This is a genomic window from Leucobacter sp. gxy201, assembly GCF_051043335.1.
In the GTDB taxonomy this organism is placed as follows: Bacteria; Actinomycetota; Actinomycetes; order Actinomycetales; family Microbacteriaceae; genus Leucobacter.
Genome location: NZ_JAMXWS010000004.1, coordinates 304,454 through 326,459, shown reverse-complemented (window position 1 = coordinate 326,459; position 22,006 = coordinate 304,454). Strand labels below are relative to the sequence as shown.

The 22,006-nt window shown below is 68.0% G+C and carries 19 protein-coding genes; 1 reads left to right on the top strand and 18 read right to left on the bottom strand.

All coding sequences use genetic code 11. From position 1 onward, the window contains the following. Positions 1-5 precede the first annotated feature (5 nt). The 15 genes from NHL51_RS08865 to NHL51_RS08795 all read right to left on the bottom strand — a co-directional run bounded on the left by NHL51_RS08865 (position 6) and on the right by NHL51_RS08795 (position 18,548). Entirely contained in the window at positions 6-1,013 is a 1,008-nt protein-coding gene (locus NHL51_RS08865) for an ABC transporter permease (RefSeq protein WP_434143123.1), read from the bottom strand. Further along, entirely contained in the window at positions 1,010-2,545 is a 1,536-nt protein-coding gene (locus NHL51_RS08860; protein ID WP_434143122.1) for a sugar ABC transporter ATP-binding protein, read from the bottom strand. The genes NHL51_RS08865 and NHL51_RS08860 overlap by 4 nt, the downstream gene beginning before the upstream one ends. Further along, positions 2,542-4,077: an FGGY family carbohydrate kinase gene (locus NHL51_RS08855; RefSeq protein ID WP_434143121.1), complete on the bottom strand. Its 1,536-nt coding sequence runs from the start codon at positions 4,075-4,077 to the stop codon at positions 2,542-2,544. The genes NHL51_RS08860 and NHL51_RS08855 overlap by 4 nt, the downstream gene beginning before the upstream one ends. A gap of 279 nt (positions 4,078-4,356) precedes the next feature. Continuing rightward, positions 4,357-5,352, bottom strand: a complete 996-nt coding sequence (locus NHL51_RS08850) for an ABC transporter permease subunit (protein WP_434143120.1) — start codon at positions 5,350-5,352, stop codon at positions 4,357-4,359. Further along, on the bottom strand, positions 5,349-6,896 hold the full coding sequence (locus NHL51_RS08845) for a sugar ABC transporter ATP-binding protein (protein ID WP_434143119.1): 1,548 nt from the start codon (positions 6,894-6,896) through the stop codon (positions 5,349-5,351). Before NHL51_RS08845 ends, NHL51_RS08850 begins: the two co-directional genes overlap by 4 nt. A gap of 3 nt (positions 6,897-6,899) precedes the next feature. Then, positions 6,900-7,862, bottom strand: a complete 963-nt coding sequence (locus NHL51_RS08840) for a substrate-binding domain-containing protein (protein WP_434143118.1) — start codon at positions 7,860-7,862, stop codon at positions 6,900-6,902. A 73-nt stretch (positions 7,863-7,935) separates the two neighbouring features. Next, positions 7,936-9,471 carry a xylulokinase gene (locus NHL51_RS08835; RefSeq protein WP_434143117.1) on the bottom strand — a complete coding sequence of 512 codons (1,536 nt, stop codon included), beginning with the start codon at positions 9,469-9,471 and terminating at the stop codon, positions 7,936-7,938. Continuing rightward, entirely contained in the window at positions 9,468-10,511 is a 1,044-nt protein-coding gene (locus NHL51_RS08830; RefSeq protein ID WP_434143116.1) for a zinc-binding dehydrogenase, read from the bottom strand. Before NHL51_RS08830 ends, NHL51_RS08835 begins: the two co-directional genes overlap by 4 nt. Before the next feature lie 210 nt (positions 10,512-10,721). Beyond that, positions 10,722-11,582, bottom strand: a complete 861-nt coding sequence (locus NHL51_RS08825; RefSeq protein ID WP_434143115.1) for an aldehyde dehydrogenase family protein — start codon at positions 11,580-11,582, stop codon at positions 10,722-10,724. Further along, on the bottom strand, positions 11,579-13,048 hold the full coding sequence (locus tag NHL51_RS08820; protein ID WP_434143114.1) for an aldehyde dehydrogenase family protein: 1,470 nt from the start codon (positions 13,046-13,048) through the stop codon (positions 11,579-11,581). The genes NHL51_RS08825 and NHL51_RS08820 overlap by 4 nt, the downstream gene beginning before the upstream one ends. Before the next feature lie 22 nt (positions 13,049-13,070). Next, positions 13,071-14,096 carry a deoxyribose-phosphate aldolase gene (gene deoC, locus NHL51_RS08815; RefSeq protein WP_434143113.1) on the bottom strand — a complete coding sequence of 342 codons (1,026 nt, stop codon included), beginning with the start codon at positions 14,094-14,096 and terminating at the stop codon, positions 13,071-13,073. A gap of 30 nt (positions 14,097-14,126) precedes the next feature. Next, positions 14,127-15,083 (bottom strand): sugar-binding transcriptional regulator, encoded by a 957-nt coding sequence (locus NHL51_RS08810; RefSeq protein WP_434143112.1) that lies wholly within the window; start codon positions 15,081-15,083, stop codon positions 14,127-14,129. A 10-nt stretch (positions 15,084-15,093) separates the two neighbouring features. Beyond that, positions 15,094-16,137 carry a galactitol-1-phosphate 5-dehydrogenase gene (locus tag NHL51_RS08805; RefSeq protein WP_434143111.1) on the bottom strand — a complete coding sequence of 348 codons (1,044 nt, stop codon included), beginning with the start codon at positions 16,135-16,137 and terminating at the stop codon, positions 15,094-15,096. Positions 16,138-16,338: 201 nt separating this feature from the next. Continuing rightward, positions 16,339-18,159 carry a 2-succinyl-5-enolpyruvyl-6-hydroxy-3-cyclohexene-1-carboxylic-acid synthase gene (gene menD / locus NHL51_RS08800; RefSeq protein WP_434143110.1) on the bottom strand — a complete coding sequence of 607 codons (1,821 nt, stop codon included), beginning with the start codon at positions 18,157-18,159 and terminating at the stop codon, positions 16,339-16,341. Continuing rightward, positions 18,156-18,548, bottom strand: a complete 393-nt coding sequence (locus NHL51_RS08795; RefSeq protein ID WP_434143109.1) for a PLDc N-terminal domain-containing protein — start codon at positions 18,546-18,548, stop codon at positions 18,156-18,158. Before NHL51_RS08795 ends, menD begins: the two co-directional genes overlap by 4 nt. 121 nt (positions 18,549-18,669) lie before the next feature. Between NHL51_RS08795 and NHL51_RS08790 the strand changes: the two genes are divergently transcribed. Beyond that, positions 18,670-18,999 (top strand): DUF4229 domain-containing protein, encoded by a 330-nt coding sequence (locus NHL51_RS08790; protein ID WP_434143108.1) that lies wholly within the window; start codon positions 18,670-18,672, stop codon positions 18,997-18,999. Here the strand turns inward: NHL51_RS08790 and NHL51_RS08785 are convergent. Genes NHL51_RS08785 through NHL51_RS08775 form a run of 3 tightly spaced genes read right to left on the bottom strand, consistent with a single transcriptional unit; the run spans position 18,996 to position 21,954 of the window. Then, complete coding sequence (locus NHL51_RS08785; RefSeq protein WP_434143107.1) at positions 18,996-19,949, bottom strand: 1,4-dihydroxy-2-naphthoate polyprenyltransferase; 954 nt, start codon at positions 19,947-19,949, stop codon at positions 18,996-18,998. The genes NHL51_RS08790 and NHL51_RS08785 overlap by 4 nt on opposite strands. After that, positions 19,946-21,136: an AMP-binding protein gene (locus NHL51_RS08780; protein WP_434143106.1), complete on the bottom strand. Its 1,191-nt coding sequence runs from the start codon at positions 21,134-21,136 to the stop codon at positions 19,946-19,948. The genes NHL51_RS08785 and NHL51_RS08780 overlap by 4 nt, the downstream gene beginning before the upstream one ends. Further along, positions 21,133-21,954, bottom strand: a complete 822-nt coding sequence (locus NHL51_RS08775; protein WP_434143105.1) for an IclR family transcriptional regulator — start codon at positions 21,952-21,954, stop codon at positions 21,133-21,135. Before NHL51_RS08775 ends, NHL51_RS08780 begins: the two co-directional genes overlap by 4 nt. Between the last annotated feature and the right edge of the window lie 52 nt (positions 21,955-22,006).

The window sequence follows — 22,006 nt, the reverse complement described above, 5'->3', positions numbered from 1 at the left end:
GAACGTCAGTTCTTCGAGAACTTCTTGCTGACGGAGATGGTGGTGAAGACGATCGCGAACAGGATCAACGCGCCGCGGAACGCATCCTGCAGATATGCGGAGACGTTGAGCAGCACGAGCAGGTTGGCGATCACGCCGAGGATCAGCGTGCCGAAGAGGGCCCCCGAGAGGCGTCCCTTGCCACCGGCCAGGCTCGCGCCGCCGATCACGACGGCCGCGATGGCGTCGAGCTCGTACAGGCTGCCGGCGGTCGGAGTCGCGGCGCCGATGCGAGCCGTCAGCAGGAAGCCGGCGAGGCCGACGAGAATGCCAGCGAAGATGTACACCGTGATCAGGGTGCGCCGCACCGGAACACCCGACGCGTACGCGGCATGCTTATTGCTGCCGATCGCGTAGATGCGCCGGCCGAAGACCGTGCGCGTCGTCACGAACCAGATGAGCGCCGCAAGCCCCAGCCAGATGAGGCCGAGCACAGGAATTCCGGCGACGGTCGTCGTCGCGATCGCGCGGAAGTCCTCAGCGGCGGGCTTGACCGGAACACCCTCGGTGTAGGCGTAGACGAGGCCTCGGGCGAGCGCCATGATACCCAGGGTCACGATGAACGGTTCGAGCCCCCGGAACGCGACGAGGTATCCCGTCAGAATGCCGAAGAGCAGGCCGACGGCGATCGCGACCACGGCCGCAAGAAGTACGCTCTGGCCGTTCAGCAGGCCGGCGCAGAGGACACCCGCGAGCGCGAGCACCGAGCCGACGCTGATATCGATGCCGCCCGTGAGGATGATCAGGAACTGCGCCAACGACACGATGCCGATGACCGATACCTGCAGCAGTAGATTCGTCAGATTGCGGGTCGTGAAGAACGCATCGGTGGAGAAGGCGGCCACGATCAGGAGACCGATGAGGATGAACAGCGGGTACTGCTCCTTCAGCCATCCGAGGAACGGGGGCAAGGGCTTCTTATCAGAATCGACCGCGTTCACGGATACGGTCTCGGTGGTTGGTGGGGCGCTCATGCGGCTTTTCCTCCCAGTGAGGCGCGGATGACGTCATCCGCGGTGTCGGTATGGGGATGCATCTCTGCGACGATCTCGCCATCGCGCGCGATCAGGATCCTGTGGCAGAGAGCGGTCGCCTCTTCCGCTTCGCTCGATACGACGAGCACGGCTTTGCCGGCGTCGGCCAGGCGACGGATGATCTGATAGATGTTCATGCGGGCAGCGATGTCGATGCCTTTCGTCGGCTCGTCGAGGATGACGAACTCGGGCTCGGCCTCGAGCCATTTGGCCAGGCATACCTTCTGCTGATTGCCGCCCGAAAGGGTGCGCGTCAGTGTGCTGCCGGTGCCCTTCACCTGGTATTCGGTGATGAGCCGATCGACCTCGGCCCGCTCCTCCCGGAGCTTCAGCACTCCTCCCTTGGAGTACCGCCCGAGCGTCGAGATCGTCATGTTCTGCCCGTTGCTGAAATCGGGCAGGAACCCTTCTTTGCGGCGGTCCTCCGAGACGTAGACGACCCCGTCGTCGAGAGCGTGAAAGGGCGTTCTCGCATGTGTCTCGCGGCCACCGATCGTCACAGTGCCCGCGTACCTTTCCTGCTGCCCCGAGATCGCCCGCGCGATGGAGCTGCGTCCGCTCCCGACGAGTCCGTACATGCCGAGGATCTCGCCGGGTCTGATGGTGAAGGAGATGTCATGGGCCGACCCCGCAGCGAGTCCCTCGACGCGAACGAGCGGTTCGATTTCAGGCCCCGGAGCGTTCTCGGGAGGCTCGATCGCGGCGACGCGCTCGCCGACCATCATGGTCAGGATCTCGTCGTGATCGGTGCTCGCAGTCTCTCGGATTCCGACGAGGCGGCCGTTGCGCAGCACGGCGATGCGGTCGGCCATCGAGAAGACCTCCTGCATGCGGTGCGAGACGAAAATGATGCTCGTGCCTGCTGCCCGCTCGGCGGCGACGAGCTGCAGGACATCCTGGAAATGCTCCTCCGTCGTCGATGCCGTGGTCTCGTCGAGCAGGAGGATGCGGTGTGGCACGACCTGAGTACGCGACAAGGCGAGCATCTGCCGAAGCCCCGGGGGCAACGAGCTCGCCGACTGCTTCAGCGGTACGTCCGTGAGGCCCACGGCGTCTAGCGCCTTGCGTGCGCCGACGGCATCGGTCTTCACGCGTTTCCAGCCGCGCGACCCGCCCGAACCGCTGAGCTGCTTGAGCCACACGTTCTCCTGAACGGTGAAGGTGTCGATCACCAGAGGCTCCTGATGCATGAGCAAGATGCCCGCATCCTCGGCATCGGACGGAGAGGTGATCTCTCCCGCGTAGCCGGCGATGCGCACCCGCCCCTCGGTCGGCACGGTCTGACCGGCGAGCACCCCCGCAAGCGTGGACTTTCCTGCGCCGTTCGCCCCGCAGATCGCGAGCACCTCTCCGGGATAGCCGAATAGTGAGACTCCGGAGAGCGCTCGCACGCCGGGGAACACCATGCTGACGTCCTCGATCGAGAAGGCGATCTCGCGCCCGTTCTCGTCGAGCAATGCTTCGGTCGTCATTTCGTCTCCTCGCGTACTTGGGATTCGGAACTGGAGCGGCGGGCCGAGACCCTGGCGCGCAGCTGCGCCGCGCTCTCCTGCGCGTCGAGGTAGTCCTCGTATGCCAGTCCGAGCGCCGCGGCATCGGCGGGCCTCGGCTGGAGCATCTCGATCGGCGGGGCGAACTGGGCGGCCGATGCGGCGCCGGTCTCCAGACGATGGCCGATCAGCGCGCACGACCTGAGCGTCAGATTGTCATCGCGCACGACTGCGATCTCGCGGTCGACCGCATCGACGGTGAGCTGCAGCCAGAGCGGGTTGCGTGTAATGCCGCCGGAGACCGCGAACACCCCGGGCTCCGGGATACCGGCCTCGGTGAGGCCCGCGACCACGGCCTTCGAACCGAGGGCTACGGCTTCTGCGAGCGCCCGATAGAGTTCAGCCGGACCGGTTTGGAAGGAGAGCCCATGCACGCCGCCGCGCATCATCGCGTCCCTCCACGGTGTACGACCGCCCATGAAGGTGTCCAGGGCGATGATGCCGTGGGAGGCCGTCGGAATGCGATCGGCCTGTGCGAGCAGCGATGGTAGATCCGCGCGCTCGACACCGAACAGCCGCTCGGCCGCCCAGCTCAGCACGGAGCCCGTGGTCACCTGGCCGGCCTCGACGAGGTAACGGCCGGAATGCAACGCATCTGGATACGGCCCCCAGAAGCGGGAATCGAAGATCGTGTCCTCGATCTCCAGAGTGAGCGCGTTTGATGTGCCGGCGACCATCGAGTAGAGCGGACCATCGCTGCCCTGCTCGAGCTCGCCCAGTGACACGAGCGAGAGGTGCGCATCGATACCTCCGATGCCGACGACGGGACTCCCGGAGATGCCGAGCTCCCGGGCGATGGCAGGGTGGATCTCCGCGGCCGCAGCGCCTACCGGCAACACCGTCGACGGCAGCTTCTCCGAAAGTCCTGGGGCGCCGAGGTCTGCGTATAAATCAGTCGGGTAGTGATCGCCGACGAGATTCCATTTGCAGGCCGCCATCATGCGTGAAGCGAACGCCCGACCGGTGAGGCGCTCCACCAGATAGTCGTGGCACTCTCTCACTTTGGCCGTGCGGGCCCATACCTCGGGCCGGTTGCGCGCCATCCAGGCTGCCTTCGTCACCAGCCATTCCGCGCTGTTGCCGCCGCCGGCGAACGCTAGGTTCGGATGTTCAGTCCGCGCAGAAAGCGCCGCTTCGTCGGCAGCACGCTGATCCATCCAGAGGAGTGCGGGATGCACCGGCACCCCGGCCTCGTCGAGGAATGCGACCGAAGAGGAGGTGGTCGCTACGGCGATGGTGTCGACGGAGGCCGTCCCGGCGGCGGCGAGCGCACCGGTCACGGCTTCGACAGCCGCACTCCACCATTCCTCGGGATCCTGCTCCGCCCAAGCCGGGCGCGGGAACACCGTGCGGAGCGCCGACCGATGGGTACCGAGCGTGTCGCCCTGCTCGTCGAAGAGCGAGGCCCGCACGCTCTCCGTCCCAACATCGACGCCGAGATATCGCCCCACCATCCACCTCCTCGTGTATTCCGACGTGACCCCAAGCCCACCGTTCGCAGGGTGACGGGACCGCTTGATAACGTACCGGCGCAGATCGCACAAGCCAACTGTTTCGCAAACTTATGCTCATATGAGCATTGTTTCTGTTAAGAATCGCGCCAGTGAGGTCGCCGATTGAGACATATGCGAGCAAACGCGCGGCCTCGAAGAACAGTGCAACGCAGACGGCCCCGGATTTCGGACGCGGCATGAGCGCCCTGAATCCGGGGCCGAGAGTGGTCGCGCGTGCGCCTAGTCGGCCGACTGCCCTCTGCGCAGGCGATCGATCAGCACCGCGAGGAGAATCACGACGCCCATGATGATCTGCTGATAGAACGACTCGACGTTCATCAGAGTCATGCCGTTCGAGAGGACGGCGATGAAGAGCGCCCCGATGAAAGTGCCGACGAGCGAGCCCCGGCCTCCCATGAGCGAGGTACCGCCCAGCACGATCGCGGCGATCGCGTTGAGTTCGTAGCCCGAGCCGAGGTCGGGGACTGCGCTCTCCAGACGGGAGGCGAGGATCAGGCCCGCGATGCCGGCGGTCACGCCCGAGATGACATAGGTCAGCATGATCACTCGGCGGACGGGGATGCCCGAGAGGCGCGCAGCCTCCATATTGCCGCCGATCGCATAGACCTGGCGTCCGAATACCGTGCGGTTCAGGAGGAACCAGCCGCCGACGTAGACGGCCAGCATGATGAGTACGGCGTAGGGGATGCCGAGCAACGAGCTCTGACCGATCCAGGCGTAGTCGACTTGCGCAGGGATCAGCGTCGTTCCACCGGTGCCGACGTACACTACGCCGCGGAGGTAAGTGAGCGCCGCGAGTGTGACGATGAACGCCGGGAGCGCGAAGCGGGCAATGAAGACGCCGTTGATCGCGCCGATCACGGTACCTGCGGCGAGGGCGCAGACGATTGCGACGATCGCTGGCAGGCCCGCGTTCGCGCAGACGATCGCGACCATGGCGGTGACACCGAGCGCCGAGCCGACCGACAAGTCGATGCCCGCGGTGAGGATCACGAAGGTACCGCCCGCAGCGAGGATGGCGATCGCCGATACCTGGCGCATCACCTCGATGAGGTTGTTCGTGGTCATGAAGTAGGGTGCGATGAACGCCATGAGCACGACCAGCGCGACCAATGCGAGTCCGACACCGAGCTGCTCGTTCCGATCGAAGAACTCCCGAACGGTGCCCCGACCCCCGTTTCGCGAGGTCTTCACCGATGTGTCTACAGCGCTCATGCCGAAGCTTCCTTCCTGATGTTGTGAATTGGGCGCTGAGCCAACCCGAAGGCATGCTCCATAACCGTTTCCTCGGTCAGCCCCTCATTGGGGAGATCAGCGACGATGTCGCCCTGGCGCATGACGAGCACGCGGTCCGCGAGCCCCAGCACCTCCGGCAGCTCTGACGAGATGACGATCACCGCCGTCCCCTGCTGCGCCGCCGCCTCGATGATCTTGTAGATGTCGGCTTTCGCCCCGACGTCGACGCCCCGGGTCGGCTCATCGAGGATCAGCACTTTCGGATCCGTCTCGAGCCATTTGGAAAGCAGCACTTTCTGCTGGTTGCCGCCCGAAAGCTCGCGAACGCGCTGATCGAGGTTCGCGACCTTGATACCGAGCGACCTCTTCTGCTCCTCGGCGGTCGAGCGGACGGAATGCCGCTGGATGACCCCTCCGCGCGAGACCTTGCGGTACGACGCCATCACAATGTTGTCACTCACGCTCCGCCCCAGCACGAGGCCCTGCTCTTTGCGGCTCTCGGGCACCAGCGCGATGCCGTTCCGCATCGCGCCGATGGGAGACCTGGACGCGGCCGCACGATGTCCATCAACCGAGACAGTGCCCGTCGCGGCGCGGTCAGCACCGAAAATGAGACGGGCCATCTCCGAGCGGCCCGAGCCCACGAGACCGGCGACGCCGACGATCTCGCCGGCTCTGACATCGAATCCGACTGGGCCGATCCAATCGCCGTCTCCCAGATCCCGTACCGACAGCCGCACTTCGCCGAGCTGCGCGGAGCGATCGGGGAAGAGCGATTCGACCGCACGTCCGACCATTCTGGTCACGATCGTCTCTGGGGTGGCCTCGGCCTTGGGCATCGTCGCGACGAACTTTCCGTCGCGCAGCACCGTCACCACATCGGCAAGCTCCTCGATCTCGTCCATGCGGTGAGTGATGTACACGATCGCGCAACCGCGACCGCGCAGCTCGTCGATGATCTGGAACAGCTTGCGCACCTCACGCGTCGAGAGCGCGGCCGTCGGCTCGTCGAAGATCAGAACCTTCGGGTCGCCCGACACCGCCCGGGCGATCTCGACGAGCTGCTGCTTGCCGGTGCTCAGCTTCCCGGCCTGCGTCGAAGAAGAAAAGTCGACGCCGACTCGTTCGAGCTGCCGTTCGGCCGCCTCGCGGGTGCGCTTCAGGCTCAGGCCGCCGAAACGGCCGCGGTACTCGCGCCCCATCGCCAGATTGTCGGCGACGGAGAGGTTCGGGGCGATGAGCAGCTCCTGGTGCACGATCGCGATGCCGGCTTCCTTGGCGCTCGCCACATCGAGCTGCCGTTCCCGCCCTTCGATCTCGATGGTACCTGCGTCCGGCTGGTGGATGCCGGCGAGCACTTTCATCAGCGTCGATTTACCGGCGCCGTTCTCCCCGGCCAGGACGTGCACCTGGCCGGGGAAGAAGTCGAGATCGACACCGTCGACGACGGTGACGCCGGCGAACCTCTTGACGATCCGCCGCAACCTCACGATCGGGACGGGATCGTTTTCGACCTGCGTCATCACTCACCCCCAGGGAGTGTAGTTCTTGGCCGTATCCGCGTCGACGAGCTCGGTCGGAAGCTCGATCAGGTCGTCCTCGACCTTCTCGCCCTTCGCGAGCTGTGCGCCGAGTTCGACACCCTTGCGGGCGAGAGCCGCCGGATCCTGAGCCGCAGTGGCGGTGATCATGCCCTCGCCGAGGATGGAGTCCACCGCCGACTGGGCGCCATCGACCGAAGTGATGATGATCTTCATGCCCTTCTGCTTGGCAGCGAGCTCGACACCTGCGGCGGTCGGGTCGTTGATCGCGAAGATGCCGTCGATGTCGGGGTTCGCGGTCAAGATGTCGGTCGCCACCGGCAGCGCCTTGTCGCGGCTGTTATCGCCGCGCTGCTCGGCCACGACTTCGATGTCGGGGTATCCCTCGAGCACGTTCTTGCAGCCGACCACGCGGTCGGAGACGGCCGAGATGGGAGTGCCGTCGAGGATGGCGATCTTGCCCGTACCGCCGAGCTGCTCCGCAAGAGAGGTGCAGCTGATCTCTCCGGCCTGGACGTTGTTGGTGGTCACCGAGACATTGGCGTTCTTGGTGACGGAGTCGATCCCGACGACCGGAATACCGGCTTCGACAGCGCGCTTGACCGCGGGGCCGACTCCGTCGGAGTCGACCGGATCGATCACGATGAAGCTCACCTGCGAGGTGATGAACTGATCGATCTGGTCGCTCTGAGTCTGGACATCCTCACCAGCTTCCTGCGAGATCACTTCGAACCCCGCCTCTTTGCCGGCCTCTTCGGCCGTGCGCGATTCCATGACGAAGAAGGGATTCGTACTGTTCGAGACGGTGACGCCCATCTTCGTGCCACCGCCCTCTCCGGAGCCGGAATCCGATCCCGATCCGGCGCAGCCGGTTGCCCCGAGTACGAGTGCGGTAGCCAGCGCGGTGAACGTCAGCGCCCGAGGAATGTGATGGACAGCTTTGGCCATGATGGTTTCTTTCTCTAGATTGGATGTGGGTAGTGGGTCTATAGGTCTGATCGGGTCGCCGGGCGGATTCGTCCTAGCCCGCGACCCCGTCCGCAATCTCCTGCAGCCGGCGGAAAGTGGGGTCGACCTGGTCTGAGAGTTCGTTGAACACCTCGAGGTAGCGTCGGTAGGTCGAATGGCGTGCGGGATCGGGGCGCACCGGTTCCCCGAGGTCGTGCCAGGAATCGATGGTCGTCGCGATGTCCGTCACGTGCCCGGTCGCCGCAGCCGCGACGAGCGCATTCCCGAGCAGCGCGCACTCCGACTTCTGCATGCGCACGACCGGCACTCCCAGCACGTCTGCCTTGATCGATACCCAGAGATCGGACTTCGCTCCGCCGCCCATCGCCCGTACCTCGGTGAGCTGCTCGCCCGTGATCGCCGGGGCGCGATCCGCCCACTCGGCGTACTGGTAGGCGATGCCCTCGAGCACCGAGCGGTAGAGGTGGCCGCGGCCATGCCCCGAGGTGAGGCCGACCCAACCGCTGCGCAGATACGGCTTCGGCGGCAGCACGCCGCCCTGGAAATGCGGCAGCCAGATCAGACCCTCCGAGCCCGGGGGCACCTGGTTCGCGAGGTGCTCGAGGTCGGCAAATGCCTCGTCCGCCATGCCCGGGTGGTCGACGATCGTGCCGCGCACCCACTCGGGCCCGAGGCCGCCGCCGTTCACGAACGAGAACGAGAGGTAGAGCCCGGGAATCACGGAGGTCGCGGTGACCATCGCCATCCGTTCGGTATCCGGCGCCCAACGATCGAGGCCCATCGAGAACAGGCTCGCAGTGCCCGCGCTGTCGGACGCCCGGCCCGGCGCCACGACGCCCGCCCCGAGAGCCGCGATCACTTGATCGCCGCCGCCCGCGGCGATCGGCACGCCCTCCGGAACTCCCGTCGCGGCCGAGGCCTCACGACTCACGGTGCCGATGATGTCGGTCGCCTCGACGATACGCGGCAGCTTGGATCCGTCGATGCCGAAGAGACCGACGAGCTCTTCCGACCACATGCCTCGGTCGGTGTCGGAGAGGTTCGAGAAGCAGAGGTTCGGGCGGTCGATGAATGCACCCGCCGCCCCCAGCCCGGCCAGACGCGCCGCCACATACGGCCCGGGCACTTGGAAGGCGACGGTACGAGCGTACTCCGCCGGTCGCTCCCGCTGCATCCATCGGATCTTCGTGCCGTGGGAGTACGAGGGCGGGCAGCCGGCGATCTGCGTGACCCGGCGCGCCATCGGTTCCATCTCGTAGATATCACGACTGCAGCGGGAATCGAGCCAGGAATCGAACGGCGCCGCTGGCCCGAAATCTTCGCCGACCGCGCCGATTCCTGCCATCTGGCTCGAGAACGAAACACCGGCGATATCTGATGAGCGCTCGGAGGCCGAAACCGCTTTCCCGATCGCTGTATACGCCTGCTGCTCGATCTCGAGCAGATCCTGCTCGATCACGCCCGGTGCGGGACGGTCGAGGCGCGATGGTACCGAAGCCGCAGCCAGCACGTTCCCGGACAGGTCGACGACAGCGGCTTTGATCAGCGTCGTGCCCATGTCGCAGGCCACGAAGACTGGTTCGCTCATGGTGTCACCACCACCTTCAACGCAGTCCCGGTGGCCGCGGTCTCGAATGCCTCGGCGGCGCGTACCAGCGGCACGGTATGGGTGATCAACTGCCGATAGTCTTCGGCGTGTTCGGCAAGGATATCGAGGGCTGCGACGCAGTCTTCGGTTGAGTTCGCCGTCGATCCAGTCACCGTGAGCTCGCGATAGTGGACGAGATTGGCGTCGAGCACAGTCTCGCCCTTGCCGCTCGGGAGCCCTGCGAAGAAGTTGATCCGGCCGCCGACGGCGGCCAGCTCGAACGAGCTGCGGAACACTTCGGGGATCGGCGTCGCGACGAGCACGCAATCAGCGCCCGCTCCCCCGGTATGCCGTCGCACCGCCTCGACGATATCCTCGGACCGCGGGTCGACGGTGTTGTCGGCGCCGAAGGTACGCGCCAGTTCGCGACGGGCCGTCGAGGTCTGCGAGACGATGATCTTCGCAGCGCCGAGCTGGCGGGCGAGTTTGACCGCGATGAGTCCGATCGGGCCGGCTCCGATGACCACGAGGGAATCTCCCGCAGTGAAGTCGATCGCACGCAGGCCGCGCAGTACGGCGGCCAGCGGCTCCATGAGCACTGCATCCAGCGGGTCCATATGCGCTGGGACAGGGATCGCATTGCCCTGTTCGACCGCGCGGCTCGGGAGCAGCATGGACTCCGCAAGACCCCCGTTGAAGGTCAGTCCGATCGCCTCGTACTGCTCGCAAAGATTCGGGTGGCCACGTCGGCAGGAGTTGCAGGTTCCGCAGGCGACATTCGGGGCGACCGCCACGAGGTCTCCGACCTTCAGGTCGTTGCACGCCGATCGGTTCTCGCGCACGCGACCGACGACCTCATGTCCCGGAACTCGGACGGTGCCCGGCGGGAAGAACCGATGCTCCCCGCGGGCGATCTTGAGGTCCGTGCCGCAGATGCCGACTGCGACCATATCGATCACCATCTCGCCGTCGCTGGCCGAAGGGCGCTCCAGGTCCGCGATGCGCAGTGCATCGGGAGAGTGGAACTCCAGTCCAATCATCAATAACTCCATTGTCGATACTTGGCGGTTGCGCACTCGCGCTTCCGAACTCTTTCAGTCAATAAGCTCGTGCCCGCAGGGTCAACGCGATCCACACATCCGCGCAGATGACGACACGGGCCGCTCAAGTGAGCACATACATAACGATTTGAGACACAGAAAACCCGATCCTCGCCGGCCAAGCGGCGAAGATCGGGTTCCTGTCGGACTCTAGAGGACGGCCTTGGTATGCCAGACCGTCTTGATCTCGACGAGCGACAGGATGCGCTCGAGCGAGGCAGCCGCGCTGTCGCCCGCGATCGGGAACACGACGCGTTTCACGGTATCCGAAGCGGTGCGCTCGAGCTCGGGCCAGTCGAGATCGCCGCATCCGGCGAGGTCGATCGCGTTGACGTCGGCGTGGCCCGCGAGCCACGGCGCGATCTCGGCGGGCGAGCCGCTGAGGATATTGACGACGCCGCCCGGCAGGTCGCTGGTGGCGAGCACCTCGGCGAGCGAGATCGCCGGCAGCGGAGCGGCCTCGTGCGCGACTGCGACGACGGTGTTGCCCGAGACGATCGCCGGGGCGATGACGCTCACGAGGCCGAGCAGGCTGCCGCCCGTCTGCGGCGCGATCGCCGCGACGACGCCGGTCGGCTCGGGTACCGAAAGGTTGAAGTAGGGGCCCGCGACGGGGTTCGCGCTGCCCGCGACCTGGGCGTACTTGTCGGCCCAGCCTGCGTACCAGACCCAGAGGTCGATCGCATGATCCACCTGCTGCTTCGCCGCCTGGGCGGTGCCGCCCTCGAGCGACTGGATCTCGTCGGCGAACTGCGCCCGACGACCCTCGAGCATCTCGGCGATGCGGTAGAGGATCTGCCCGCGGTTGTATGCGGTGGCGCCCGACCAGCCGGCGAAGGCCGCACGCGCGGCGACGACCGCGTCGCGTGCATCCTTCCGCGATCCCTGCGCTGCGTTCGCCACGAAGGCTCCCTTCTTCGAGAGCACCCGGTACGAGCGCCCCGATTCGCTGCGGGGGAACTTCCCGCCGATGAACAGCTTGTAGGTCTTGGGAATGGCGAGCCTCGTCACTGGTCGGCCCCCTTCTGCGAGATCTGATCGCTCGCCGCGTCGGCGAGGTACGAGGTGAGTCCCGGGCGGCCGCCCTCGCGGCCGTACCCGGATTCGCGATATCCGCCGAACGGCGATGCCGGATCGAAGCGGTTGAACGTATTGGTCCAGATGACGCCGGCGCGCAGGCGATCGGCGACGGCGAGCACCCGGGAGCCCTTGTCGCTCCAGATTCCTGCCGACAGACCGTACGGGGTGTTGTTCGCCTTCGCCACGGCCTCTTCGGGGGTGCGGAAGGTGAGGATGCTCAGCACGGGGCCGAAGATCTCTTCGCGCGCGATGCGGTGGCTCGTCGAGACGCCGGTGAAGATCGTCGGGCGGGCGAAGAAGCCGCGATCGGGCAGCGGGCAATCGGGCGCCCACATCTCGGCGCCCTCGGCGACGCCGGCCTCCGAGAGCTCGGTGATCGTCTGCAGCTGCGCTGCCGAGTTGATCGCACCGATGTCGGTGTTCTTGTCGAGGGGGTCTCCGACACGCAGAGTCGACATGCGCTGCTTGAGCCGGTCGACGAACTCGTCATGGATCGACTCCTGCACGAGCAGCCGCGAACCGGCGCAGCAGACCTGGCCCTGATTGAAGAAGATGCCGTTCACGACGCCCTCGATGGCCTGGTCGACCGGGGCGTCGTCGAACACGATGTTCGCGCCCTTGCCGCCGAGCTCGAGCGTCAGCCGCTTGCGGGTGCCCGAGATCGCGCGCGAGATGTGCTGCCCGACCGCCGTCGATCCGGTGAAGGCGACCTTGTCGACCTCGGGGTGGGTCACGAGCGCGTTGCCCATACTGCCCGGGCCGGTGATGATGTTCACCACGCCCGGCGGCAGGTCGGCCTGCTGCAGGATGTCGGCGAAGAGGATCGCCGTGAGCGGGGTCGTCGACGCGGGCTTCAGCACGACCGTGTTGCCTGCGGCGAGCGCGGGCGCGATCTTCCACGCGAGCATCATGAGCGGGAAATTCCACGGGATCACCTGGGCGGCGACGCCGAGGGGCCGGGGGTTTCGAAGACCCGCGTATTCGAGCTTGTCCGCCCAGCCGGCGTAGTAGAAGAACCACGCAGCCACGGTCGGGATGTCGAAGTCGCGGGTCTCCTTGATGGGCTTCCCGTTGTCGAGGCTCTCGGCGACGGCAAGCTCGCGAGAGCGCTCCTGCACCAGGCGAGCGATGCGGAAGAGGTACTTGCCGCGGTCGGCGCCCGAGAGCTTCGACCAGGTGCGCTCGTAGGCTCGGCGGGCGGCCATCACTGCGCGGTCGACGTCGCTATCGTCGCCGGCCGACATCATCGCGAGGCGGGTACCGTCGGCGGGCGAGATCGTCTCGAAGGGCGTGCCGCGCCCCTCGACGAACTCGCCATCGATGAACAGGCCGTATTCGTCCTGCAGGCTGAGAATCGACCGCGACTCGGGGGCCGGGGCGTATTCGAGGAATGACATGTGTGCTCCGTAATCCGTGTGGTCAGTCGATGGTCACGTAGTCGCCGCCGGAGTACCGGCCCGACGAGATCTTCTGGCGCTGCAGCAGTACGTCGTTCAGCAGGCTCGAGGCGCCGAAGCGGAAGAGCTCGGGCACGAGCCACTCCTCGCCGGCGGTTTCGGCGACGGTGACGAGGTACTTGATCGCGTCCTTCGACGAGCGGATACCGCCCGCCGGCTTCACGCCGATCCTTTCACCGGTCAGCAGATACCAGTCGCGCACGGCCTCGAGCATCAGCAGGGTCACGGGCAGCGTTGCCGCAGGTGATACCTTGCCCGTGGAGGTCTTGATGAAGTCGCCGCCGCCCAGGATCGACAGCCAGGAGGCACGGCGCACATTGTCGTAGGTCTTGAGCTCGCCCGTCTCCATGATCACCTTGAGGTGGGCGTCGGGGCCATCGTGGCGACGGCACGCATCCTTGACCGCGACGATCTCGTCGTAGACCTCGCCGTAGCGCCCGGCGAGGAAGGCGCCGCGGTCGATGACCATATCGATCTCGTCGGCGCCCGCGCTCACGGCGTCGCGCACGTCGGCGAGCTTCACCTCGCGCGACGCGCGGCCGCTCGGGAAAGCAGTGGCGACGGCGGCCACGGTGATGGAGCCGCCGCGCGAGACATGGTCGTCGCCGAGCGCCTCGATGGCGACGTCGACGAGGTCGCCGTAGACGCACACCGCGGCGACCTGCGGGCAGGTGGGGTCTGCGGGGTCGGGCGTCTTCGCCTTCGCGACGAGGGAGCGCACCTTGCCCGGGGTGTCTGCGCCTTCGAGCGTGGTCAGGTCGATCAGACCGATGGTGCGGTCGAGCGCCCAGGCTTTCGACGTCGTCTTGATCGAGCGGGTGCCGAGGCCGGCGGCGCGAGCGCTGAGCCCGACACCATCGACACCGGGGAGACCGTGGAGGAAACGGCGGAGGTTCACCTCGCTCGCGGCGCCCCCGAGAACATCGACCGCGTCGGCGGCCCGGTCCGCAGTCGCAACTGCGGTTACCGCTTCTTTACCTTGGGTCATCCTTGATCCTTTCTTCGGATGAACATCTGACTATTTGCACAGCGATTCGTCGAGCAGATGCTGCGCGGTGATCTCGTCCGTGATCAGCACGGTGCACAGACCCGACGATACGACGGTTCGACACACATCGTGCTTGGCTTCGCCCGAAATCACCGCGATGGATCGTTGGGCGTTGCGCAGGTCGTCGAGGCCGAGCCCGACCGTTCGCTCATCGAGTTCGGGATCGACGGGGTACCCGTTCGCATCGATGAAGCGTCCCAGCACATCGCCCACTGCGCCTCGACTGCGGAGCACCAGGAGATCATTCTGCGAGAGATACCCGCTCTCCGATAGCACCGACCCGAGGTCGGCCGGGCCGGCGCTGAAGAGGCAGGTATCGGCATGGCGACCGCTGTCGAGCACACCGGCCACGGTGCGGTCGTTCTCGATCGCGATCTTCGTCTCGACGCGCTCGAGAATCGCCGGGCTCGGCAGCATCGAGGCCGAACCATGCCCCTTTCGCGCGATCATCGCCGCCGTATCAGCTGCCGAACTCGCACGCCGGTTCAGGCTCACTCCGCCATTGATCTGCACGACGTGCACTCCCCGCGCCCAATCCTGTCGCAATGCTGAAGCGACATCGTGCAACGTGCGCCCCCAGCTGATCCCGAGCAGTTTCGTCACCGGGCGCATGCTGGTCAGGTACTCGGCCGCGGCCTCGGCGACCCGCTGTCGGAGGGCGATCGGATCGTTCTGATCGAGGCTCGGCACCACGACGGCGTCCTGCAGCGAGAACCGCTCGCAGAGATCGCGTTCGAGGTGCCCCCGACGCGCCCGCGGGTGGACGATCTCGATGCGGACGTATCCCGCTTCCTTGGCATGAACGATGAGACGACCGACTTTCCACCGGGTGATCTGCAGCAGAGCGCCGATTTCACCTTGCGTCTTGTCCTCGTTGTAGTAGAGCTCAGCAGCCTTGACCGCGAGCAATTCATCGTCATCGTTCATGCTCGTCAGCCTAGGACTTGGTCGGGATAAAGAGTACTTTCGAGGAGAATACGGACCGATCCGCGAGCTGTCGCATCGTCTCAGGAAGCGCGTCGAGGCCGAGCTCGTGCGTGATCATGAACTCCCACCCGAGGCTGCCATCGGCGAGCCGCCGCGCGGACTCGGTCCATTCGCGGCCGGGGAACGGAGCCGAGAAGGAGTTCCAGCTGCCATGCAGAGTAATCTCTCGTCGGAGGAAGTTGGAGAACGTCTTCTTGTCGAGTTCGATCGGATGATTCGGGATCCCGATGAATGCGGCATGACCGTGGCGCGCCAGCAGATTGGGCGCGAGTGCGATGGTCGGAGGGACTCCGGCGGTCTCGATCAGCACGTCGAACCCGCTCCCGGCGAGCGTCAACGCCTCCTCGGCATTCGTCGCGGTGAGCGTCGCTCCAGCCTGGCGAGCCATCGCCGCCTTCTCCTCGTTCACATCCAGGGCGAGCACCTCACTCGCACCGTAGAGGAGCGCCCACTCGATGGCGAAGAGCCCGATGGGGCCCGCGCCCAGCACCGCGACCCGCTGCCCCTCGCGCAGGTCGGTCTTCAGTATGGCGTGCAGCGCGATCGCCGCGGGATCGATCATGGCCGCTGCACGGGGGTCGAGATCTTCCGGGACGAGCAGCGCGTTGTCTTCGGGCACATTGACGTAACGGGCGTAGGCCCCGCTGCGGCGGCTGCCGAAGTAGTCGTAGTCCTCGCAGAGACTGAAATGCCCTTCGGAGCAGCTCTCGCACGTGCGGCATGGCAGCAACGGGGGCACGGTGACCAGATCGCCGGCCTTGAAAGCAGTGACTGCGTCGCCGATCTCCACGACGTGCCCGGCGAACTCGTGGCCGCAGATGATGGGCGAGTAGTACGCGCCATTGACCATCATGCGCGGAATATCGGATCCGCATACGCCGCATGCGGCCACTTCGACCAGCAACTCGTTCTGAGCGATGGCGGGAACGGGGACCTCCTCCACACGGATGTCGCCCGGCTCATATAGTACTGCGGCCTTCATCTTGCCATCCATGCGGCGGTTCCTCCCTTTCGCGGTGCGGTGACCGCTTCGACGTAGTGCCTTGCGCACCCGGTAATCAGGCTAGGAAAGCCGAGAACACAGAACAACACTTGAGAGTCAGTTTGCTCACCTGAGCAGAATGCCTGGAGGGGGCGACGCAGCTGAGCGCATCGGGCCTCGAATAGCGGTGAAACGGCTTCTCGGCCAGTGGCACTACGCCAGGGGCACCTCGACGAGCATCGGGCCCGTTGCGGGCTCGGTGAGCATGCGCTCGAGCTCATTCCGGGTGGCGACTCTGCGGTACTCCCAGCCGTAGGCCGCGGCGAGCGACTCGAGCGTCACGCCGTGCGGTGTCGTCATCACCCGGACGAAGTCGTCGGCTGGAGCCGAGCCGGCGACCTCGAGCCCGTCGAAGATGGTGCCGCCGCCGTCGTTGCCGACGAAGAGCTGAATGCGCGGGCGCTCCTCGGCCTCGGGCAGGAGCAGCGACCCGGCGTCGTGCAGCAGGGCGAGGTCGCCGATGAGCACGCGCGTCGTGCCGGCGGCGCGGGCGGGGTCGTCGGCGCCCTGGCTCGCCGCGGCGATGCCGAGCGCGGTCGCGACGGTGCCGTCGATGCCCGAGAGCCCGCGGTTCGCGTGCACCTCGACGCGGCGCGACGGCGCGAGCGAGTCGAGCACGCGCACGAGGCGCGAGGCGGCGACGACGAGCCGGTCGTGCGGCCACGTCGCGCGCCACACCGATTCCGTGAGCAGTTCGCGGGTCACCGGTTCGCGCATAGCGGCGAGTTCGGTGCGCGCGTACTCGTTGCGCGCCTTGTACTCGGTGGCGACCGCCGCATCGAAGTCGGGCTCGTGCACGGTGCTGCGCTCGCGCTGCAGGGCGCGGTCGGCGACGACCCAGGCGCCGAGCCAGCGCCGCATGCGCCGCGCGTCGTGCCCGGGTGCCACCACGGCCGCCGGCACCACGCGCACGTCGGGCGACGGCAGGTAGTGGTCGACGCCCGCGTGCGGGTCGACGACGACGACCTCGACGTCGTCGCGCTTCGCCAGCGCGGGCACCTGGCGGGTGAGCGTCGGGTGGCCGAACACGATCGCGCGCTCGATGAGCCCGCCGATCTCGGGGTCGTCGATGAGCGTCTGGTAGGCGGTGATGGCCTCGCGGCCGAAGCGCGACCCGCTCACGGCCTCGGCGAGCAGCGGCAGGCCGGCCGCCTGCGCGAACGCCTCGGCCTCGGTTCCCGCGCCGTCGCCCGCGATCACGACCGCGAGCGCGTCGCCGTCGTGCACGTACGCGCCCGGAGCCGGGGCGGCGGCGTCCGGGCCGGCCCCGGTGGTCGCTTCCGGATCCGCAGCGGCACCGGCGGCCCGCAGCTCATCCGCTTCGAGCGCGGCGGCCTCGAAGCCGCCCGCGATCATCGCGTCGAAACCGGCGACGCCCGAGAGCGGATCGCGGAAGGCGAGGTTCAGCTGCACCGGGCCCGCGGGCAGCCCGCCCGGGCGGCCGAGAGATGCGGCGAGCGCAGCGGCGGCGAGGCGCCCGGGGTCGTTCGTCACGCCGCGGGCGAGCGCGGCCGAGCGCACGATGTCACCGTTCTCGGCGTATTCGGGCGCGGGCACGTCGAGGGCGAGGCGCAGGCCGCCGCCGAGGAGGCCGAGCTGCCGCGTGGTCTGGTTGCTGCGGATGCCCCGCAGCTCGTCAGGCCGGTCGGCGGTGAGCACGAGCATCGGCACGCGGGCCTCGTGCGCTTCGAGCACGGCGGGGGCGAGGTTCGCGACCGCCGTACCGCTGGTCACGACCACCGGGGCAGGCAGGCCCGTCTCGCGGGCGATGCCGAGCGCGAAGAAGCCGGCCGAGCGCTCGTCGACGCGCACGTGCAGCCGGATGGCATCGGCGCGCTCCGCCGCCGCCGCGGCCAGGGCGAGCGCCTGCGAGCGCGACCCGGGGCAGACGACGATGTCGCGCACGCCCCGGCGGATCAGCTCGCCGAGCAGCTCGACCGCGAAGACGGTCGCCGCGGCCGGTCGGGCCGTCACGGCTTCGGCGGTTCGGTGTCGTCGGGCTTCGGGGCGTCGGGGCCGAGTTCGCCGCTCCCGCCGTCCTCGCCCGGGTACACCTCGTCGTCGAGCGCCTTCAGCTGCTCCTCGAGCACGCGCATGTGCGCGTCGAGGTCGTCGCGCGACATGCGGGCGCCCGAGAACCGCGGGTCGTCATCGGCGGGCACCGGCTCGGGCTCGGGCATCGATCCCTTGCCGATCATGAACCAGAGCACCCCGCCGATCACCGGCAGCAGCACGACCAGCACCACCCAAACAGGCTTGCTGACGCCGCGCGCCCGAGCCCCCTCGGTCATAGCCGCATCGACCAACGCATACAGCGTGAATGCGACGGCTACGACGATTCCGATGATCACAACCCGCACCATACCCCCATGCTAGCCCGCAGCGCTGACACATTGCTGGAGTACAGGATGCCGCGCGAGCCTCGGCTCCGGCCGCGCCCGCGCACCCGGATTCGACCCAGCCCGCACGGCTACACTCGGGGGAATGAGCAAGACCCGTAACGCCTGGACCGTCTACATCGTGCTGCGCCTGCTGTTCTTCGCAGTGCCGTTCGGTCTGATGTACGTCATCGGCGTGCGCGTCTGGCTCGCCGCCGTCTTCGCGGCGCTCATCGGCGTCGCGCTATCGGTGCTGCTGCTGTCGAAGCAGCGCTCCGTCGCGTCCGAGAGCATCTACGAGTGGCGCACCCGCGACCACGGCCGGGCCGACGCCCTGGTCGAGGACGACGCGGTCGATGCGGCGGAGACTCCCGAGACCGAGACTCCGGCGGCAGATCCCGGCCAGGGATCGCCGAGCGCCGGCCCCGCGAACTAGAACGCGAAGGCGCAGCCGAGCAGCACGCCGTAGGCGAGTGCCGCGAGGCTCGTGAGCTGCAGCACGAGGATGAGCTCGCGCGCGGTCTTCGCCGTGATGACGATGAGGATGCACGGCGCGACGGCGAGCAGCACGAACCAGACGAGCAGCATGCCCGGGTACACGAGGCCGAAGAACGCGGGCACCCCGAACGGCAGCACGACGCACGCGATGTAGAGCGCTCGCGACGCGCGGTCGCCCATGCGCACGGCGAGCGTCTTCTTGCCCGCGAGCCGGTCGGTGGGGATGTCGCGCAGGTTGTTCACGACGAGCACCGCGACGGCGAACAGGCCGACGCCCGCGCCCGCCCACCACATCTCCTGCGTCTGCACGTCGGTCTGGAGGTACACGGTGCCGACGGTCGCGACGATGCCGAAGAAGATGAACACCATCACCTCGCCGAGCCCCGCATAGCCGTAGGGGCGTTTGCCGCCCGTGTAGAACCAGGCCGCGACGATCGCGACCGCGCCGAGCGCGAGGAACCACCAGCGCCCGCTGAGCACGACCGCGACGAGGCCGGCGACGGCCGCGAGGCCGAAGAATACGAGCGCCGTCGCGAGCACTCTCTTCGGGTTCACGAGCCCCGACCCGGTGAGGCGGGCGGGGCCGACGCGGAACTCGTCGGTGCCGCGCACCCCGTCGGAGTAGTCGTTCGAGTAGTTGACGCCGATCTGCAGCAGCACGGCGACGGCGAGCGCGAGCAGCGTCAGCGTCCACGAGAAGCCGTGCACCATGTGCGCGATGCCGGCGCCCGCGGCGACCGGGGCGACGGCGAGCGGGAGAGTGCGCAGGCGCGCGCCGCCGACCCAGCTGCGCCAGGTGATGCGCGGGGCCGCGCCGACCGAGGCCTGCCGTTCGGCGGCGGCGCGGCGGGCCGGGTTGCCCGAGCGGCGCAGATCCTTCGCGTTCATTCGTGTGCTCCTTCGTGCGCGCGCACGGACTCCGCGAGCGCGCGCAGATCGACCTTGCCGCCCGCGAGGCGCGGCAGCTGTTCCATTTCGACTACCCGGTCGGGCACGGCGGCGGCGCCGAGGCGCTCGCGCAGCGCGGCGCGGGCGGCCTCCACGGCCGGCACGGCGGCGGGAGGCGTCGCTGCCTCGACGACGAGCACGACGCGCTCGCCCCACTCCGGGTGCGGAGCGCCGACGGCGACGACGGACTCGATACCGGCCGCTTCGCGCACGACGCGCTCGACCTCGTCGAGCGAGACGTTGACGCCTCCCGACACGATCACGCGGTCGAGCCGGCCCGTCACCGTGAGCATGCCGCCCAGCAGCTCGCCGGCGTCGCCCGTGCGGTACCAGCGGGTGAGGGTTCCGTCGCGGTTCTCGTGCAGCACGAAGCGGTCGGCGGTGAGCGCGGCGTCGCCGACGTAGCCGAGGGCGAGCGACGGGCCGGCGAGCTGCACCTCGCCCTCGCGGATGCGCACGCGGGTATCGCCGATCTCGACGCCGTCGTAGACGCAGCCGCCCGCGGTCTCGCTCATGCCGTAGCTGCGCTTCAGCGCGACGCCGAGATCGTGGCAGCGGCGCCGCAGCTGGAGCGAGACGGCCTGGCCGCCGACGAGCACCGCGTCGAACGCGCGCAGCGCATCGGCCGCGTCGGAGTCGCGCTCGGCGAGGTCGAGCAGCCGCGACAGCTGCACCGGCACGAGCGAGACGTAGCGGCGCTCGGCCTCCATCTTCTCGGCCGCCCGCAGCAGGCCGGCGGGGTCGAACGGCCCGTCGTAGAACACGGGGTCGATGCCCGAGAGCGCGCTGCGCACGAGCATCTGCAGCCCCGAGATGAGATGCGCGGGCAGGGCGACGAGCCACTGGCCGGGGCCGCCGAGGCGCTCGTGGGTGGCCTCGGCGCTCGCCCGCAGCGCACCTGCGGAGAGCGCGACGGCCTTCGGCACGCCGGTCGACCCGGAGGTGCGCAGCACGAGCGCGGTGCCGGTCGGAAGCGGGGCCGCCTGCAGCGCCGCGATCACCGTCTCATCGGCATCGCCCGACACGGGCAGCACGGGGGCGCCGCCGTTCAGCGCGTCGCCGAGGGCTGCGATCAGCCAGGCGCGGTCAGCGGTCGGGATGGCACGGAGGCCGCCTGTCGGAGTCACCCGTCCAGGGTACTCGGTCGGCCCGGGTGCCGAATCTCCGGCGCCACCCGCAGCCCGTCGGCGGCGCGCAGCAGCTCGTCGACCGCGGTCGCGACGATCTCATCGGTCATGCGGGTCGCGGGCCCCGAGATCGAGACGGCGGCGGGCGGCTCGGCTCCAGGGATCGTCACGGCGATGCACCTGACGCCGACCTCCTGCTCCCCGTCGTCGATCGCGAAGCCGCGCCGACGGGTCTCGCGCAGGTCGGCGAGCAGGGCGTCCGCCGACGTGAGCGTGGTCGGCGTGAATCGCGGCAGCCCGGTGCGGACGACGAGCGATCGCACGCGGGCATCGGGCAGCGTCGCGAGCATCGCCTTGCCGACGCCGCTCGCGTGCGGCAGCACCCGGCGGCCGACCTCGGTGAACATGCGCATGCGGTGCCGCGACGGCACCTGCGCGATGTAGGTGACGAGGTCGCCGTCGAGGATGGCGAGGTTCGCCGTCTCCTGCGCCGCGGCTTCGAGGCCGACGAGCTTCGCGCGGGCGTGCTCGGCGAGCACGGGCGTCGCGGCCTCGCCGAGGCCGATGAGGCCCGGCCCGAGGGCGTAGCGGCGGCTGTCGAGCTGCCGGGCGTAGCCGAGCTCGAGCAGGGTGCGCAGCAGCCGGTGCGCGGTCGGCTGGGCGAGGCCCGCCTCGGCGGCGATGTCGGCGAGCGGCAGCGGGGTCTCCGCGCGGGCGAGCAGCTCGAGCAGGCCGAAGGCGCGGGCGACCGACTGCACCCGGCCGGGCGGCTGGGGCGATTCGGCGAGTGGAGGTTCCGAGGCGATCCCTGACGTCATGAATTTCACAATACGGAATTATGATTTCGAAGTACAGAATCGCTTCTATCGT

What these genes read in the sequence shown, in the direction of transcription:
- NHL51_RS08795 (WP_434143109.1), bottom strand. Translation starts at nt 18,548, where the DNA reads ATGGTGCGGGTTGTGATCATCGGAATCGTCGTAGCCGTCGCATTCACG.
- NHL51_RS08805 (WP_434143111.1), bottom strand. Translation starts at nt 16,137, where the DNA reads ATGGATGGCAAGATGAAGGCCGCAGTACTATATGAGCCGGGCGACATC.
- NHL51_RS08790 (WP_434143108.1), top strand. Translation starts at nt 18,670, where the DNA reads ATGAGCAAGACCCGTAACGCCTGGACCGTCTACATCGTGCTGCGCCTG.
- NHL51_RS08860 (WP_434143122.1), bottom strand. Translation starts at nt 2,545, where the DNA reads ATGACGACCGAAGCATTGCTCGACGAGAACGGGCGCGAGATCGCCTTC.
- NHL51_RS08785 (WP_434143107.1), bottom strand. Translation starts at nt 19,949, where the DNA reads ATGAACGCGAAGGATCTGCGCCGCTCGGGCAACCCGGCCCGCCGCGCC.
- NHL51_RS08810 (WP_434143112.1), bottom strand. Translation starts at nt 15,083, where the DNA reads ATGAACGATGACGATGAATTGCTCGCGGTCAAGGCTGCTGAGCTCTAC.
- deoC (WP_434143113.1), bottom strand. Translation starts at nt 14,096, where the DNA reads ATGACCCAAGGTAAAGAAGCGGTAACCGCAGTTGCGACTGCGGACCGG.
- NHL51_RS08835 (WP_434143117.1), bottom strand. Translation starts at nt 9,471, where the DNA reads ATGAGCGAACCAGTCTTCGTGGCCTGCGACATGGGCACGACGCTGATC.
- NHL51_RS08840 (WP_434143118.1), bottom strand. Translation starts at nt 7,862, where the DNA reads ATGGCCAAAGCTGTCCATCACATTCCTCGGGCGCTGACGTTCACCGCG.
- NHL51_RS08830 (WP_434143116.1), bottom strand. Translation starts at nt 10,511, where the DNA reads ATGATTGGACTGGAGTTCCACTCTCCCGATGCACTGCGCATCGCGGAC.
- NHL51_RS08855 (WP_434143121.1), bottom strand. Translation starts at nt 4,077, where the DNA reads ATGGTGGGGCGATATCTCGGCGTCGATGTTGGGACGGAGAGCGTGCGG.
- NHL51_RS08865 (WP_434143123.1), bottom strand. Translation starts at nt 1,013, where the DNA reads ATGAGCGCCCCACCAACCACCGAGACCGTATCCGTGAACGCGGTCGAT.
- NHL51_RS08820 (WP_434143114.1), bottom strand. Translation starts at nt 13,048, where the DNA reads ATGTCATTCCTCGAATACGCCCCGGCCCCCGAGTCGCGGTCGATTCTC.
- NHL51_RS08850 (WP_434143120.1), bottom strand. Translation starts at nt 5,352, where the DNA reads ATGAGCGCTGTAGACACATCGGTGAAGACCTCGCGAAACGGGGGTCGG.
- NHL51_RS08775 (WP_434143105.1), bottom strand. Translation starts at nt 21,954, where the DNA reads ATGACGTCAGGGATCGCCTCGGAACCTCCACTCGCCGAATCGCCCCAG.
- NHL51_RS08845 (WP_434143119.1), bottom strand. Translation starts at nt 6,896, where the DNA reads ATGACGCAGGTCGAAAACGATCCCGTCCCGATCGTGAGGTTGCGGCGG.